This is a genomic window from Bacillus sp. EB106-02-03-XG38 (assembly GCF_058792175.1).
Genome location: NZ_JBYTED010000009.1, coordinates 72975 through 88296 on the forward strand (window position 1 = coordinate 72975; position 15322 = coordinate 88296).

The following is a 15322-nucleotide window of genomic DNA, read 5'->3' on the forward strand; positions in this document are numbered from 1 at the left end:
CTCTTTCTTATCTGTATGACAAGAGAAAAATGAGTGTTACAAGTTAACTAGCCTATAGTTTGACGGAAGATGTATGAGTTATTAACATGTCTGTTAACACATCTCTAAGTAGTTCTGGCATATAATATTGTTTGTCAGAAAGTGTGGATAGCTCTGGGTATAAGTAGCCGAATGTAAACATATCAATCGTTCCTACTGTATATATACGATCTAATTCCAGCGATTCCCCGTTAATCAATACATCTTCTAGTAAAATTTTATTCCCAGGAATCGTATCTGGAATGACTTCGACACCAGCGTAAATCATTTTCCCCATCACTTTCCCGCGAAATCCGAATCCTTTCACCTCAAGGTTCTCCATATTCGGGTGACGTGCTTTCAAAATAACTTCTCTTAGCGTTTTCCCCGGCACTTTTAATAAACATGGGTTAATTGGATGTGGACAAATGCTATGAATATCTCCGCGCGTCACAACACCCTCGTCTAATCCTTCAAGAAGTACACCAGCGTTCACCATGCCAATCTCTGCACCGCACCATGTTTTCAGCGCATTCGCTAACATGTGCGAAAATGCTCTCTCATGAAACCAATCAACTGGTAATGATTCCTTTAAATGAACGACAGGCTCTGCCATAATCTCTTTACTTTCTTCTTGCAGCAATTCAATTGTGGATAACGGCTTGCTGTAAGCACCTAAACGTTCTGTCTTAATCGCTCTACCGTCCTTTTTCAATAACTTCTTCGTCTCTTTATCCACAGTAAGCTGAACGTGTCCAACGTAACGTCCCCACTTTTCACAACAGCAAAGTAGCGTATTATTCATAAGAACGCCACGCTCAAATAAATGGTGCGTATGTGCTCCTAAAATAACTTCTATATCATAATGCTCCGCCATATATTCATCCATGCTTTTACCAAGATGAGAAAGGACAACCGTAATATGAGCCTCATCTCGCACTTCTTCTAAAATAGACTCTAAATGCTCGATTGGATCTTCAATATGCCAATCTAACATTTGATAAAAATCTGGATACGCAACCGTTAACCCGATAAAAGCAATTGTAATCCCATCTGTCGTTGTATGTAATTTATAAGGCTTTGCCCATGCTGGACGTACACCTTCTTTTTCAAATAAATTTGCAACGAGCACCTCAAACCCAGCATCATCATATAGACGATTCAGGTGCTCCTTCGCTAACGTAATTCCTTCATTATTTCCGATCGTTACATAATCATATAACGCCTCATTCAAAAGCTTCGTATTGCCAAGTCCATTCGTCGCTTCCGAAATACTATGAAAACGATCCACATGATCGCCAATATCAACCGTCAAAACGGTCTCTCCCGCTTCCTGTCTTCGCTTTTTCTCTCCTTGTACAAACCGAGAAATTTGCGGCCAATTTTCAAAATGACTATGTATATCGTTTGTATGATAAAGGTGGATGATTGTTTCTTTATTTATATTCAGAGAAAAAACCTCCTCTCAGTTCCTTACTGCCATTTACGCTATGCGTACGCAATAATCCTGTAAATACTTTTCGTCTTTTCTTGCTATTTTACATTGTACTCGCATTGTGAGAAAAAGCAAAAGATTGCCCTTTCCATATAAATTTTTCTGCATTATCATCTATATAGGAGGTGTTCTTATTAAACTTTATAGCTTACTCTCACTCGTGTTTTCATTAATAGGAAGCATTTTATTTATCGCTTCGGTACTTTACTTACCGAATCTATATCTATTTATTAGCTTCCCTCTCGTTATTCTCGGCTTCATGTTTAGCATGATTGCAATATCTAAAAACGAAGCTAGCAAATTGAGATTTGCCGGTATCTTTATCTTACTTCTACTAATTCTCTTTGTATTAATAGGTATTCCTTTTATATTTGTAGGATTCGGATTTTAGAGCTAGTTATCGCTAGCTCTATTTTTATCCCGCATTTAACGGGCAGTAAGACCCCCACTCACTTTGTCGATAAGTCGATATCCCTTGTCGAATCGTCGATATATTTGAAAAATCGTTGATATATCTGACTAGAAACCCACCTGGGTATCCCCACCAACCTGCCCTCAAACAAGAACAACATAAAAAAGCGCCCTGCACAGCAGGGCGCTTCCACTTTATCTATTATCCAGTTCCAGCGGCTAGAATGCTCGGTGGCTTCACTTCTTCCTATGAGGCAAAAAGCGCCTCTATGTCAGAAGCTCCATCCCCCTCACATTCTGGACGAGCCGCTTCCACTTTAAATATTAACCAATAGAACCTTCCATCTCAAACTTGATTAGGCGGTTCATTTCAACTGCGTATTCCATTGGAAGTTCGCGAGTGAATGGCTCGATGAAGCCCATTACGATCATTTCTGTAGCTTCTTGCTCAGAAATACCGCGGCTCATTAGGTAGAATAATTGTTCTTCTGATACTTTCGATACTTTCGCTTCGTGCTCAAGTGAAACGTAATCGTTTTTGATTTCGTTATAAGGAATTGTATCAGATGTAGATTGGTTATCCATGATTAACGTGTCACACTCGATGTTAGAGCGAGAGTTTTTCGCTTTTGGTCCGAAGTGTACGATACCACGGTAAGTTACTTTACCACCATGCTTCGCAATCGATTTAGAAACGATTGTTGAAGACGTGTTTGGTGCTAAGTGAATCATTTTCGCACCAGCATCTTGGTGTTGGCCTTTACCAGCAATCGCGATAGATAATGTTAAACCACGAGCGCCTTCGCCTTTTAAGATAACTGCTGGGTATTTCATCGTTAATTTAGATCCGATGTTACCGTCAATCCATTCCATCGTTGCGTTTTCTTCACAAACCGCACGTTTTGTAACTAGGTTGTATACGTTGTTCGCCCAGTTTTGGATTGTTGTATAACGGCAATACGCATCTTTTTTAATGATGATTTCTACTACCGCACTGTGAAGTGAGTTAGTCGTGTAAACAGGTGCTGTACAACCTTCTACGTAGTGTACGTGTGCGCCTTCGTCTACGATGATAAGCGTACGCTCGAATTGTCCCATATTTTCAGAGTTAATACGGAAATACGCTTGAAGTGGTGTATCAACTTTAACACCTTTTGGAACGTAGATGAATGATCCACCAGACCAAACTGCAGAGTTTAATGCAGAGAATTTGTTGTCTGTTGGTGGGATTACTTTTCCGAAATGCTCACGGAAAATATCTTCGTTCTCTTTTAACGCGCTATCTGTATCTTTGAAGACGATTCCTAGAGCTTCTAGGTCTTCTTTCATGTTGTGGTATACAACTTCAGATTCGTACTGTGCAGATACACCAGCTAAATATTTTTGCTCAGCTTCTGGAATACCTAATTTATCAAATGTTGCTTTAATTTCATCAGGTACTTCATCCCAAGACTTCTCAGATTTCTCAGATGGTTTTACGTAGTACGTAATTTCATCGAAATCTAAGTCGTTTAAGTCGCCGCCCCATTGTGGCATTGGCATTTCATAGAACTTATCCAGTGATTTTAAACGGAAGTCTAACATCCACTGTGGTTCTTCTTTCATACGTGAAATCTCTTCAACGATCTCTTTTGTTAAACCGCGTCCAGCACGGAAAATCGAAACGTCTTTGTCTTTGAAACCATATTTGTAATCGCCGATATCTGGCAGTTGCTTCGCCATGTTGGTGTGTCCCTCCTTAGATAACCTCGTTTTTAGGAACCTTTAACATTACTTATCTTCGTTTAAGCCCTTTTCTAACGCTTTCCACGCTAATGTTGCACATTTAATACGTGCAGGGAACTTGCATACGCCTTGTAATGCTTCAATATCTCCTAAATCGATGCTGTCATCGTACTCTTTTCCTAGCATCATGTCAGAGAAAATTTTCGAAAGCTGAAGTGCTTCTTCAATTTTCTTACCTTTTACTGCTTGTGTCATCATTGAAGCTGAAGACATTGAGATAGAACATCCTTCTCCTTCAAACTTCGCTTCTTGCACAATACCTTCTTCTACTTTCATCGTAAGTTGAATACGATCGCCGCAAGTTGGATTGTTCAAGTTTACTGTAACACTATCTTCTAGCACGCCATTGTTACGAGGATTCTTATAATGATCCATAATAACTTGACGATATAACGTATCTAAATTATTAAATGACATTTGTGAAATACTCCTTTGTCTTAATTAGCGATTCAACAAATGTATCAATTTCTTCTTTTGTATTATATAAATAGAAGCTCGCACGTGCTGTTGAAGAAGCTTTCAGCCACTTCATAAGCGGTTGTGCACAGTGGTGTCCTGCGCGAACCGCAATACCTTCTACATCTAATACTGTCGCTACATCGTGAGGATGTACGTCTTCAATATTAAATGTAACAAGACCAGCGCGATGCTTTGGACCATAAATTGTAACGCCATCTACTTCTGATAGTCTTTCTAAAGCATATTGCGCTAATTCATGTTCATGCTTTTCAATATTATCAAGACCGATTTCTTCTAGGAAATCAATTGCCGCACCAAGTCCAATTGCATTACCGATAATCGGTGTACCTGCTTCGAACTTCCACGGAAGCTCTTTCCACGTAGATTCTTGTAAATCTACGAAATCAATCATTTCACCACCAAATTCAATTGGCTCCATATTGTTTAGCAATTCTTTTTTACCATATAATACGCCGATGCCTGTAGGTCCGCACATCTTATGAGCAGATAATGCGTAGAAATCACAGTTTAAATCTTGTACATCTACTTTCATATGAGGTGTACTTTGTGCACCGTCAACGACCATAATTGCGCCATTTTCGTGTGCAATTGCTCCGATTTCTTTTACAGGGTTAATCGTTCCAAGCACGTTTGAAACTTGCATAATAGAAACGATTTTTGTATTCGGTGTAACTGTTTGACGAACATCTTCTAAAGAAATTGTACCGTCTGGTTGAAGCGGAAGGTATTTTAAAGTTGCACCAGTTTTCTTCGCAACTTGTTGCCACGGAATGATGTTACTATGGTGCTCCATGTAAGAAATAACGATTTCATCGCCTTCTTTTACATTTTCAAGACCATAGCTAGCCGCTACTGTATTTAATGCAGTTGTCGTTCCGCGCGTGAAAATAATCTCTTCCATTGATTTCGCATTAATAAACTTGCGAACTTTCTCGCGTGCACCTTCATACGCGTCGGTAGCTTTCGTACCGAGCGTATGAACACCGCGATGCACGTTAGAATTATATTCTTTATAGTAACGTTCTAGCGTTTCAATAACTTGAATTGGTTTTTGAGAAGTTGCTGCACTATCGAAATATACAAGTTGTTTGCCGTTCACTTTTTGATCAAGAATTGGAAACTGTTTGCGTATTTCATGAATATTCATTAGCGAACTTTCCTTTCAATTACCTCAACAAGCTGTGCTTTTACTCCTTCAATTGGAAGCTCATTTACTACAGGTGCTAAGAATCCATGGATGACTAAACGTTCTGCTTCGCGTTTTGGAATACCACGGCTCATCAAGTAGTATAATTGGTACGGATCTACGCGGCCTACTGAAGCTGCGTGACCTGCCATTACATCATCTTCGTCGATTAACAGAATTGGGTTTGCATCCCCACGTGCTTTCTCATCTAACATAAGAACGCGAGAAGATTGTTGTGCATTTGATTTAGATGCACCGTGTTCAATTTTACCAATTCCGTTAAAGATAGATGTTGCACTATCTTTTTGTACACCGTGTTTTAAAATCCAACCTTCAGAGTGTTTACCGAAGTGAACAACTTTAGTTGTAAAGTTTTGCGTTTGGTTACCACGGCCAATTGTTACTGTTTTCGTATCAGCATATGAACCGTCGCCCATTAAGTTTGTAACGTTCTCTGAAATTGTGTTTCCGTCATTCATAAGGCCTAGAGCCCAATCAATGCGGCCGTCGCGTCCTACAACACCGCGGCGGTTAACGTAAGTTGTTACGTCTTTTGCTAATAGATCAACCGCACCGAATTTCACTTGTGCGCCTTGTTCCACGATTACTTCTGCTACGATATTTGCAATACCTTTAGCATTTTCATTTGCAACGTAGTTTTCTACATAAGTTGCAGTACTGTTCGCATCAGCTACGAATAATACGTGGTTATATACGTTAGCTTCTTCGCCATCTACTAAGAATACAGCTTGAAGTGGAGTTTCAAGAACAACGTTTTTCGGAACATATACGAATGCACCGCCGTTGATTAATGCAGCATGAAGTGCAGTTAAACGATGCTCGTCTACCTTCACGCCGTCTTTCATTAAATACTTTTGTAATAGTTCAGCATGCTCTGTTGCAGCTGTTACGATATCTGTAAAAATAACACCTTTTTCTTTTGCTTCGTCTGCTAAAGAAACGAATGCAGTTGTACCAGTACGTTGCACTAATACGCTGTTATTTTCATCGATTAAGTTTTTCACTGCTTCTGGAAGCTCTGTTAAAGAACTTACAGGCTCTTGCTTAGCAGCGTCGCCTTTTCCGATAAAGTCCCATTTTTCAATTTTCGTTTTATCAGGCGTTGGCATTGGAAGTTCAGTTGCTTGTGCAAGAGCTTGTAAGCGGAACTCAGTCAACCAAGCAGCTTCGTTTACTTCGCTTGCGCGTTGACGGATTGTTTCTTGATCGAAAGGTAATGTACCGATTGTCATGTTTATGCTCCTCTCTTACGCTTCTTGCTCTGTTGTTTCGTCTTCAATACCTAATTCTTTTTTAATCCAGTCATAACCTTCAGCTTCTAGACGTTGTGCAAGCTCAGGGCCACCAGATTTAACGATACGACCATTCATCATAACGTGAACGAAGTCTGGAGTGATGTAGTTTAATAAACGTTGGTAATGCGTAATCATTAGGCAACCGAACTCTTCGCCGCGCATTTGGTTAATACCTTTAGATACAACTTTTAATGCATCGATATCAAGACCAGAGTCGATTTCGTCTAAGATTGCGATTTTTGGCTCAATCATCATTAATTGAAGAATTTCGTTACGTTTTTTCTCTCCACCAGAGAAACCTTCATTTAAGTAACGTTGTGCCATTTCTGGATCCATTTCAAGGAATTCCATGTTTTTATCTAATGTACGGATAAATTTCATAAGAGAAATTTCATCGCCTTCTTCACGACGTGCGTTAATTGCAGAACGTAAGAAGTCAGCGTTTGTTACTCCGCTAATTTCACTTGGATATTGCATTGCTAGGAATAGACCTGCTTGTGCGCGCTCGTCTACTTCCATTTCTAATACATCTTCACCGTCGATGATGATGCTACCTTCTGTTACTTCATACTTTGGGTGACCCATAATCGCAGAAGATAAAGTTGATTTACCTGTTCCGTTAGGTCCCATAATTGCGTGGATTTCTCCACCCTTTACTTCAAGGTTTACACCTTTTAAAATTTCTTTGCCATCAATTGATACGTGTAAGTCTTTAACCGTTAATGTAGAACCAGCCATCTCAATACCTCCATTAATCCTATATATACATTTTAAAAATTCCTAAAACGTTCATATTCTCATTTTATTCTCATTCTAATCTTATATCAAATAAAATGATATCGCAAACCACGAAAAAAAGTAACAATTTTTTCACAAATGTATATAAGTATTTCCCTTGCCCCCTTATATGATACACCTTTCTTCTTATTTATATAAAGAAAAAAGGACTAGAAATTTTCCAGTCCTTTCCTTAATATTTATTCACTTACTGGAAGCACAGCACCTTTATATTCTTTATTAATAAAGTCTTGAATTTCTTTTGAATGCAGTACTTCTACTAATTCTTTAATTTCTTTTTTCTTCTCGTCACCTTTACGAACTGCAATAATATTTGCATACGGAGAATCTGATCCTTCAATCGCAATTGCATCCTTTGTTGGATTTAGTTTCGCATCAATTGCGTAGTTTGAATTAATGAATAAAGCATCGCCTTCATTATTTTCATACAGCTTTGGTGACAATCCAGGCTCTACATCTGTTTTAAACTTTAAGTTTTTCGGATTTTCTACTACATCTTTTACTGTTGCTTTAACAACATCTACACCGTCTTTTAATTTAATAACGCCGCCTTTTTGTAACAATGCGAGCATACGGCCACGCTCCGCTACGTTATTACTCATAATAACTGTCCCGCCATCTGGAAGTTCTTTCAAACTTTTATATTTCTTAGAATAAATGCCCATTGGCTCCAAATGGATTTTTCCTGCGTTTACAATTTTATATCCTTTTTCTTGAATTTCTTTATCTAGGTAAGGAATGTGCTGGAAGTAGTTCGCATCAATTTCCTTATCTGCTAACGCTTTATTCGGCAGCACATAATCTTGGAATTTTTTAATTTCTAATTTGATACCCTTTTTCTCTAATATCGGCTGTGCTTTTTCTAAAATAACAGCGTGCGGTACGTTAGAAGCTCCAACAACAAGCTTATTCTCCTCTTTCCCCCCGCAAGCAGCTAATGTAAATACAGACAGCGCTGTAACAACTGACAATAGAATCTTTTTCATATGATGTCCCCTTCTCCCTTAAAGTTATGTAGTTAGAAAAAAGGGCCGGCATACACCAGCCCTTTTCAGCAATTATTCTTTTACAGGAACAACCGCTCCTTTATATTCTTTATTAATAAAGTCTTCGATTTCTTTAGAGTGCAATACTTCTACAAGCTCTTTAATCGCTTTTTTATCTTTATCACCTTTACGGACAGCTACTACGTTTGCGTATGGAGAATCATCGCCTTCAATTGCAATTGCATCTTTTTCTGGGTTTAACTTCGCATCAATTGCATAGTTCGAGTTAATTAGAACAGCGTCGCCTTCTTTATTGTTATACACTTGTGGCAATAAACCAGGCTCGATATCCGTTTTGAACTTTAAGTTTTTCGGATTATCTGCAATATCTTTTGGAGTTGCTTTGACTGGATCTACTCCGTCTTTAATTTTTAAAATGCCCTCTTTTTGTAAAATCGCTAAGCCACGTCCATGGTCAGCAACAGAATTACTCATAATAATTGTTGCACCGTCTGGAAGCTCTTTTAAGCTCTTATATTTTTGAGAATATACACCAATCGGTTCTAAATGAATTTTTCCTGCTACTTCAAAATCATATTTTTTATCTTTAATTTCTTTCTCTAAATACGGAATGTGCTGAAAGTAGTTTGCATCCAAATCCTTATCCGCTAACGATTTATTTGGCAACACGTAATCTTGGAACTTTTTCACTTCTAATTCAATTCCTTTTTTCTCAAGTAACGGTTTTGCCTTTTCTAAAATTTCAGCGTGCGGTACGTTAGAAGCTCCAACAACAAGCTTCTTTTCATCTTTATCTTTCCCGCCACAAGCAGCTAACCCAAAAATTGAAGTTGAAATAAGTGCTGTAAGTAATAATTTTTTCATTTGAAACATCCTCCCGTTTTTTATTATCGTTTATCTATTCGAGTCGTTACACGATCACCAATCCACTGAATGAAAAATACAACTAGTAATACACAAATTGTCGCAACGATTGTTACATCGTTATTTCCACGTTGGAATCCTTCTAAATAAGCAAGTGTTCCAAGACCACCAGCACCAACAACTCCTGCCATTGCTGTATAGCCTACTAAAGCAATTGTCGTAACCGTAATACCAGACACTAATGCTGGTAACGATTCTGGAATCAATACTTTTAAAATAATTGTGCTTGTTTTTGCTCCCATTGCTTTTGAAGCTTCAATTACACCTTTATCAATTTCACGAAGCGCAATTTCAACCATTCTTGCGTAAAATGGTGCCGCTCCAATAATTAGAGCCGGAAGTGCTGCGCTTGCTCCAAGAATTGTTCCAAGTAAAATCTTTGTGAATGGGATTAATAAAATAATTAAAATGATGAACGGTATCGAACGAAAAATGTTTACGAACGCTCCAATCGCCGTGTTAACCGTCTTATTTTCCCATAAATTATCTTTCGCTGTCATAAAGAGTAACAGTCCTAAAATTAGTCCTAAAACAAATGTAGCAAGAGCTGCGATTGCCGTCATATATAACGTTTCACCAGTTGCTTCTAACATTTGATTCCAATCAACATTTGTGAGTAACTTATCCATGTGCAATCACCTCCAGCTCTACTTGATCTTGATGTATTCCCTCTATTGCTTGCTGAATTGCTGTTTCCTCACCATTTAAATGAACAACTAAACTACCGTAAGAACCGTTATTCGTTTGTGCGATATTTCCTTGCAAAATGCTAACTTCTATATCACTGCGCTGCATTAATCGTTGAAGTACTGGTCTTTCTACAGCCTCACCGATAAACTGCAAACGAACGACTTTACCATCTGGATATTTTTCAATTAAATTTTCAATCGTTTCATTTGTATCTTCAGAATCCGTTAACTGCTGTACAAATCGTTTCGTAATGTCTTTCTGTGGATTACGGAATACATCAAGTACTGGACCTGTTTCTACAATCTTTCCTTTCTCCATTACCGCCACTCGATTACAAATCTTTCGAATCACGTGCATCTCATGTGTAATAAGTACAATTGTTAAACCGAGACGCTTATTAATATCTAATAATAAATCTAAAATTTGATCGGTTGTTTCTGGATCAAGAGCTGATGTTGCTTCATCACATAAAAGCACTTGTGGATTGTTAGCTAATGCTCTTGCAATACCGACGCGTTGCTTTTGTCCTCCGCTCAGCTGAGATGGATATGCATCTCCTCTTCCTTCTAATCCAACAAGATGAATTAACTCATCTACACGTTTTCTTCTCTTCGCCTTATCAACACCTGCAATCTCAAGTGGGAACTCGATATTTTCTCGTACAGTTCGTGACCAAAGTAAGTTGAAGTGCTGAAAAATCATTCCGATTTCTTGCCTTGCCTTACGAAGTTCACTTCCTGTAATTGCTGAAATCACGCGATTTGCAATTGTAATTTGACCTGAAGTTGGCTTCTCTAACTGATTGAATAATCTGATTAACGAACTTTTCCCAGCGCCACTATATCCGATAACACCAAAGATTTCACCTTTGTCTATTTTTAAATTAGCGTTATCTACAGCAGTGACATCACCGCTTTTTGCTTTATATATTTTTTTTACATTTTCTAATAAAATCATGATGTTCACCCCTTTTTGTTTAGATCGACTCCGCAATTTTTTATGTTTTAATGCGTGTAGTCCACCGTTATCACTACTTTTATTATTTGAATGTCCTCCACATTCAAACAATAAAAAAACCTTTCCGCTTTAGAGAAGCAGAAAGGTTTATATGCGTATATAACAACATTATCCCTCTCTCTCATCTCTCAAAGCATTTGCTTTGCAGGAATTGGCACCATTTCAACATAAGTTGACGGTTGCCGGGCTTCACAGGGCACAGTCCCTCCACCTCTCTTGATAAGAGAAATCAGATTACATTTTCGTCTGATTTGTAATTTATGAAATTGTCTATATTTTATGAATTGAATTGTATCAACATCCACACACCATGTCAACAGAAATTTTCGTAAAAAATGAAACTTCAGAATTTTAAGCGCCTACTGACATCGGCTTACATATGTGAAACATCGATTCAACTAATAGCATCGTTCGATACGTTCCCGAATATTGTACACGTCCATCATTCATTAACATTTGCAATCGTACGTTGCCGTTCACCAATTGTTTTACATCTTCTTCATCTACACAAACGATTTGCTCCGTTCCTCTTTCCTCATGTAGCAGCTCTATATAATCTCTTGAAATTTGTAACGAACAACTTTCATCTCCAAAGCGAAAATTAACAGTTTTTTCTCCTTGTCTTAAAAGCGGCTCTAAATGATATTGACCATTAGCGTAATTTACAAATGATTGCAGCAAAGAATATAATTTCACCCTAAATCACATCCTTCATATCACTTTCTATTACACATACCATTCCCTTTCACTCAAGAGCAATCCTGTTATTTTCGCTCGACAAATACTGTAACCACACTGCATCTCGACATATTTCCCGAGAAATATGTCGAGGCGGCAAAAACTTTGCCGCCTACTTTAATTCCGTATATAAATATTCAACCGAATGAAATGCATATATCTTCTTCATGAGTGTCCCATTTTCAAAAACAAGTAAACACGGTACACTTTCGATTCCATACTCTTTCGCTAAATGCGGAGCATAATTTAAATCTAACATTCCAATTTTGAGGTCTTCAATTGTCATCTCAACGACAGTTAACATCTTTTTTGCTAATTGGCATGTTCCACACATTGGAGTATATACATATAACACTGTTTTTTCTTCGTTCTCTATTAGGGCTGTAGCTTCGGCTCCTGTCCAGTCAATCACTTCTATCATTCCTTACCGTAAATATTCTGTATAAACGTCAATGTCAGCTCCCCATAATACATTTGCTAAGTGTGAAGATGGCGCAGTTGCCACTTCTCGGTACGAGCGATCAATATAAATATGCTCTGCTTGCGGAAATTCTTTGCGAAATTGTTTCCTTAATTTTTCTCCAGCATCATCAGCATCCACTAGCACATACACTTCCTTATCAAAAAACTGATCAACGAGCTCATCCATTTTCGACAAACCAATTGTACCATTTGTACAAACAATTTCCACCGGTTCCCGAATAATAGATTCAATCTTTCTTCTATCTGATGTACCTTCTACAATAATGACTTTTTCTACATAAATCATATGTCATCACCCGATCACCATATACTATACAACCTTTAACTTAGTATATAGTATATTCGTTATTTTCATGTTGTTTCCTGTTTATTTTTGCAAAAGAAAAGTGCAAGCGGCTCGTTCAGATTACAAAGCCCCATGAAACCTTATCGAAAAACATTCATTCCCATAATAGCTTATTCATTTGCGCTCGTTTTTAAATGCATTATGTAACACAAAATAAAAAAGGACAGCACAAAGGCTGTCCTTCAGTCGACTATAATTAGTCTTGGTTTGTCATTTCTGCATATTTTTCAGCAGTTAATAACTTTTCAACTTGGCTTGCATCAGAAAGTTCAACTTTAACCATCCATGCACCCTCGTATGGAGATTCGTTAACAAGTTCTGGTTGGTCACTTAATTCTTCGTTTACTGCTACAACTTTACCGCTTACAGGTGCGTATAACTCAGAAACTGTTTTAACAGATTCTACGCTTCCGAATGGCTCGTCAGCTTCGATTGTTGCACCTACTTCAGGAAGTTCAACGAATACGATATCGCCTAGCTCACCTTGTGCAAAGTGAGTAATACCGATAACAACTTCATTACCTTCAGTTTTTACCCATTCGTGTTCTTCAGAGTAACGTAAATTATTTGGAATGCTCATGACTGTACCTCCAGTGAATGTATTAATTATGTAAAAATACCTTATTGGTACTTTTTCCACACACTTTCAAACTGCTCTTCGTTAAAACCAAGTGTTACCTTCGTTCCATCTGTTACAATTGGACGTTTAATCAACATGCCATCAGATGCTAAAAGCTCGTACATTTCGTCTTCGCTTGCATCTTTCAACTTATCTTTCAGACCAAGTTCACGGTAACGCATTCCACTTGTATTAAAGAATTTTTTTAATGGTAATTCACTTTTTTCATGTAAATTACGTAAATCTTCTTTTGATGGTGGATTTTCAACAATATGAATCATCTCATATGCTACATCGTTTGCCTCAAACCATTTCTTTGCTTTTTGACATGTGCCACACTTTGGATATGAATAAAATGTTACTGTCATAAATTCACCTACTTTTTTACTAACCTTTACCTTTATCATATAGAAAACGTTTTATTATTTCAAACCATTATTCGCTAAACTTTTACTTATTTCGTGATAATTTTTAATAATCCTGCGAATTTTTCTTATTTTTCCGCCATTTGTTAAGAAAAAATAAATATATAAATTTTTTAGATCCTTTCCCAATTCCTCGCCGAACATATATCTTAAACAAACGTTTGATTAACTCACTATTTTTCTTTGTTCACCCTTGAGCTGCAACAATTTCTCCCTACCGAACATATCCCTTAAACAAACGTTTGATTAACTCACTATTTTTCTTTGTTCACCCCCCTGAGCTCCATCGATTTCTTCCTACCGAACATACATCTTAAACAAACGTTTGATTAATTCCCCATTTTTCTTTGTTAACCCTCGAGCTATATCACTTTCTTCCTACCGAACATATATCTTAAACAAACGCTTATTTAACCATTTCACCCTATAGTCACAAAACCTGGAAACACTTTACATGACAAAGATGTACAGATAAAAGAAACTAACGATTTTGGCCGTAATAATGAGATTATTTCATGATGTTAAAGAAATTACTGCAAAGAAAAAAGACGCATTTAAATAGATGCGTCTTTTGGCGATGTTTCTTTTGTGAAATCATATAAAGCAATTGCGCCTAAAATAACCAATATACTTTCAGGGGCATCTAACAAAATAGTTCTCCAAGTTTCTGATACTACCCATTTAATACCTGCTGATTCAAGATATGCTTGAAAATAACTGATTGTAAAATCAATTACAAATAAACATACAAGTAATGTTAGACCGAATCGAATTAATTTCTTGTTTTTAAACATGTAACACCTCTCAAAATTCATTGGATATTTCTAATTTTAGTTCATTACATATAAAAATCTCTATATTTAATTTTAACATATAAAAATTCCAAATAAATACAATATGCATATTTGCATATTGTATTGACAGTATTCCATAATTTCGACTAGTAACCTCATAACAATAAAATCATTTGGAACATTACGTAATCGATTCCTGCATGCGAAATAAAGGAGAAGCCTCGTTTACAGACTCCTTCATCATCTATTCAAATAATCTGCAATTGTTTGAAATACGACGATATACATATTATGAATACTTTCTTCAGTATTTCCACCATTTGATAAACCAACTGCCCATTGTTGTCCTTCACCACTTCCGATATTTGCAAACCCTTGCGTATACATAGCATTTACATCTTTTCGTGCACTGTTATACTCTATCCCTTTTGTAATAAACGTGGAATATGATTTATCTTGCAAGCCGATAAAAAACACTGGTTTCTTTAGCGATGAAAATACACTTTTATACTGCTCTGTTGAGGCTTCTTGAAAGTGATCTTTCATTATTAGAAAACCATCCACTTCCTTAGATTTCTTTTCCAGTTCCTCTAACTTTATTTCCTCAAACTTTATATTCCTAAACGTATCTTTCGGTTTTTCTCCAACAACTCCAATTACGAGTGCTCTTCCGTTATATTCTAATTTCTCTCCTTCTTTATCCTTTGCACACCCAGCACCCACTAGGCATATCAATATAAAAAATAAGAAATACGATAAACGCTTCATATAGCACCCTCCCCTTCTTTTC

The 15322-nt window shown here is 37.2% G+C and carries 18 protein-coding genes and 1 riboswitch; of the genes, 1 reads left to right on the forward strand and 17 read right to left on the reverse strand.

The window, feature by feature from the left end; genetic code table 11:
- Nucleotides 1–52: 52 nt before the first annotated feature.
- Nucleotides 53–1468, reverse strand: coding sequence for a bifunctional metallophosphatase/5'-nucleotidase (locus tag AC3WTI_RS26545; protein ID WP_301290784.1), 1416 nt, complete (start codon nucleotides 1466–1468; stop codon nucleotides 53–55).
- A 205-nt stretch (nucleotides 1469–1673) separates the two neighbouring features.
- Here AC3WTI_RS26545 and AC3WTI_RS26550 point away from each other — a divergent pair, with 205 nt between their 5' ends.
- Nucleotides 1674–1904: a hypothetical protein gene (locus AC3WTI_RS26550; protein ID WP_142286731.1), complete on the forward strand. Its 231-nt coding sequence runs from the start codon at nucleotides 1674–1676 to the stop codon at nucleotides 1902–1904.
- A 344-nt stretch (nucleotides 1905–2248) separates the two neighbouring features.
- On the opposite strand, the gene sufB is transcribed toward AC3WTI_RS26550, so the two are convergent.
- The 16 genes from sufB to AC3WTI_RS26630 form a co-directional block, all read right to left on the reverse strand.
- Nucleotides 2249–3646: a Fe-S cluster assembly protein SufB gene (gene sufB / locus AC3WTI_RS26555; RefSeq protein ID WP_001118827.1), complete on the reverse strand. Its 1398-nt coding sequence runs from the start codon at nucleotides 3644–3646 to the stop codon at nucleotides 2249–2251.
- Between the two features lie 48 nt (nucleotides 3647–3694).
- Nucleotides 3695–4126 (reverse strand): Fe-S cluster assembly sulfur transfer protein SufU, encoded by a 432-nt coding sequence (gene sufU, locus AC3WTI_RS26560; protein WP_000009525.1) that lies wholly within the window; start codon nucleotides 4124–4126, stop codon nucleotides 3695–3697.
- Nucleotides 4116–5336 carry a cysteine desulfurase SufS gene (gene sufS, locus AC3WTI_RS26565; RefSeq protein WP_001020767.1) on the reverse strand — a complete coding sequence of 407 codons (1221 nt, stop codon included), beginning with the start codon at nucleotides 5334–5336 and terminating at the stop codon, nucleotides 4116–4118. Before sufS ends, sufU begins: the two co-directional genes overlap by 11 nt.
- Nucleotides 5336–6628, reverse strand: a complete 1293-nt coding sequence (gene sufD, locus AC3WTI_RS26570) for a Fe-S cluster assembly protein SufD (RefSeq protein ID WP_000152177.1) — start codon at nucleotides 6626–6628, stop codon at nucleotides 5336–5338. Before sufD ends, sufS begins: the two co-directional genes overlap by 1 nt.
- Nucleotides 6629–6643: 15 nt before the next feature.
- Nucleotides 6644–7429 carry a Fe-S cluster assembly ATPase SufC gene (sufC, locus tag AC3WTI_RS26575; RefSeq protein WP_000929163.1) on the reverse strand — a complete coding sequence of 262 codons (786 nt, stop codon included), beginning with the start codon at nucleotides 7427–7429 and terminating at the stop codon, nucleotides 6644–6646.
- A 239-nt stretch (nucleotides 7430–7668) separates the two neighbouring features.
- Nucleotides 7669–8475: a methionine ABC transporter substrate-binding lipoprotein MetQ gene (gene metQ, locus AC3WTI_RS26580; protein ID WP_000722406.1), complete on the reverse strand. Its 807-nt coding sequence runs from the start codon at nucleotides 8473–8475 to the stop codon at nucleotides 7669–7671.
- 72 nt (nucleotides 8476–8547) lie between these two features.
- Nucleotides 8548–9360 (reverse strand): methionine ABC transporter substrate-binding lipoprotein MetQ, encoded by an 813-nt coding sequence (gene metQ / locus AC3WTI_RS26585; protein ID WP_087959400.1) that lies wholly within the window; start codon nucleotides 9358–9360, stop codon nucleotides 8548–8550.
- 23 nt (nucleotides 9361–9383) lie between these two features.
- Nucleotides 9384–10049, reverse strand: coding sequence for a methionine ABC transporter permease (locus tag AC3WTI_RS26590; RefSeq protein WP_048528311.1), 666 nt, complete (start codon nucleotides 10047–10049; stop codon nucleotides 9384–9386).
- Nucleotides 10042–11067: a methionine ABC transporter ATP-binding protein gene (locus AC3WTI_RS26595; protein ID WP_097841504.1), complete on the reverse strand. Its 1026-nt coding sequence runs from the start codon at nucleotides 11065–11067 to the stop codon at nucleotides 10042–10044. The genes AC3WTI_RS26590 and AC3WTI_RS26595 overlap by 8 nt, the downstream gene beginning before the upstream one ends.
- 178 nt (nucleotides 11068–11245) lie before the next feature.
- Nucleotides 11246–11353, reverse strand: a riboswitch (SAM riboswitch).
- Between the two features lie 125 nt (nucleotides 11354–11478).
- On the reverse strand, nucleotides 11479–11823 hold the full coding sequence (locus AC3WTI_RS26600) for a hypothetical protein (protein ID WP_000781217.1): 345 nt from the start codon (nucleotides 11821–11823) through the stop codon (nucleotides 11479–11481).
- A gap of 154 nt (nucleotides 11824–11977) precedes the next feature.
- Complete coding sequence (locus tag AC3WTI_RS26605; protein ID WP_002008881.1) at nucleotides 11978–12286, reverse strand: thioredoxin family protein; 309 nt, start codon at nucleotides 12284–12286, stop codon at nucleotides 11978–11980.
- Between the two features lie 3 nt (nucleotides 12287–12289).
- Nucleotides 12290–12634 (reverse strand): toprim domain-containing protein, encoded by a 345-nt coding sequence (locus tag AC3WTI_RS26610; RefSeq protein ID WP_000640869.1) that lies wholly within the window; start codon nucleotides 12632–12634, stop codon nucleotides 12290–12292.
- 256 nt (nucleotides 12635–12890) lie between these two features.
- Nucleotides 12891–13274 (reverse strand): glycine cleavage system protein GcvH, encoded by a 384-nt coding sequence (gcvH, locus tag AC3WTI_RS26615; protein WP_000026896.1) that lies wholly within the window; start codon nucleotides 13272–13274, stop codon nucleotides 12891–12893.
- Nucleotides 13275–13315: 41 nt separating this feature from the next.
- A complete protein-coding gene (locus tag AC3WTI_RS26620; protein WP_000218967.1) occupies nucleotides 13316–13681 on the reverse strand; it encodes an arsenate reductase family protein in 366 nt (121 codons plus the stop codon).
- Nucleotides 13682–14292: 611 nt separating this feature from the next.
- Nucleotides 14293–14532, reverse strand: coding sequence for a DUF3937 family protein (locus AC3WTI_RS26625; RefSeq protein ID WP_141439224.1), 240 nt, complete (start codon nucleotides 14530–14532; stop codon nucleotides 14293–14295).
- A 240-nt stretch (nucleotides 14533–14772) separates the two neighbouring features.
- Complete coding sequence (locus AC3WTI_RS26630) at nucleotides 14773–15300, reverse strand: hypothetical protein (RefSeq protein ID WP_087959397.1); 528 nt, start codon at nucleotides 15298–15300, stop codon at nucleotides 14773–14775.
- Nucleotides 15301–15322 lie beyond the last annotated feature (22 nt).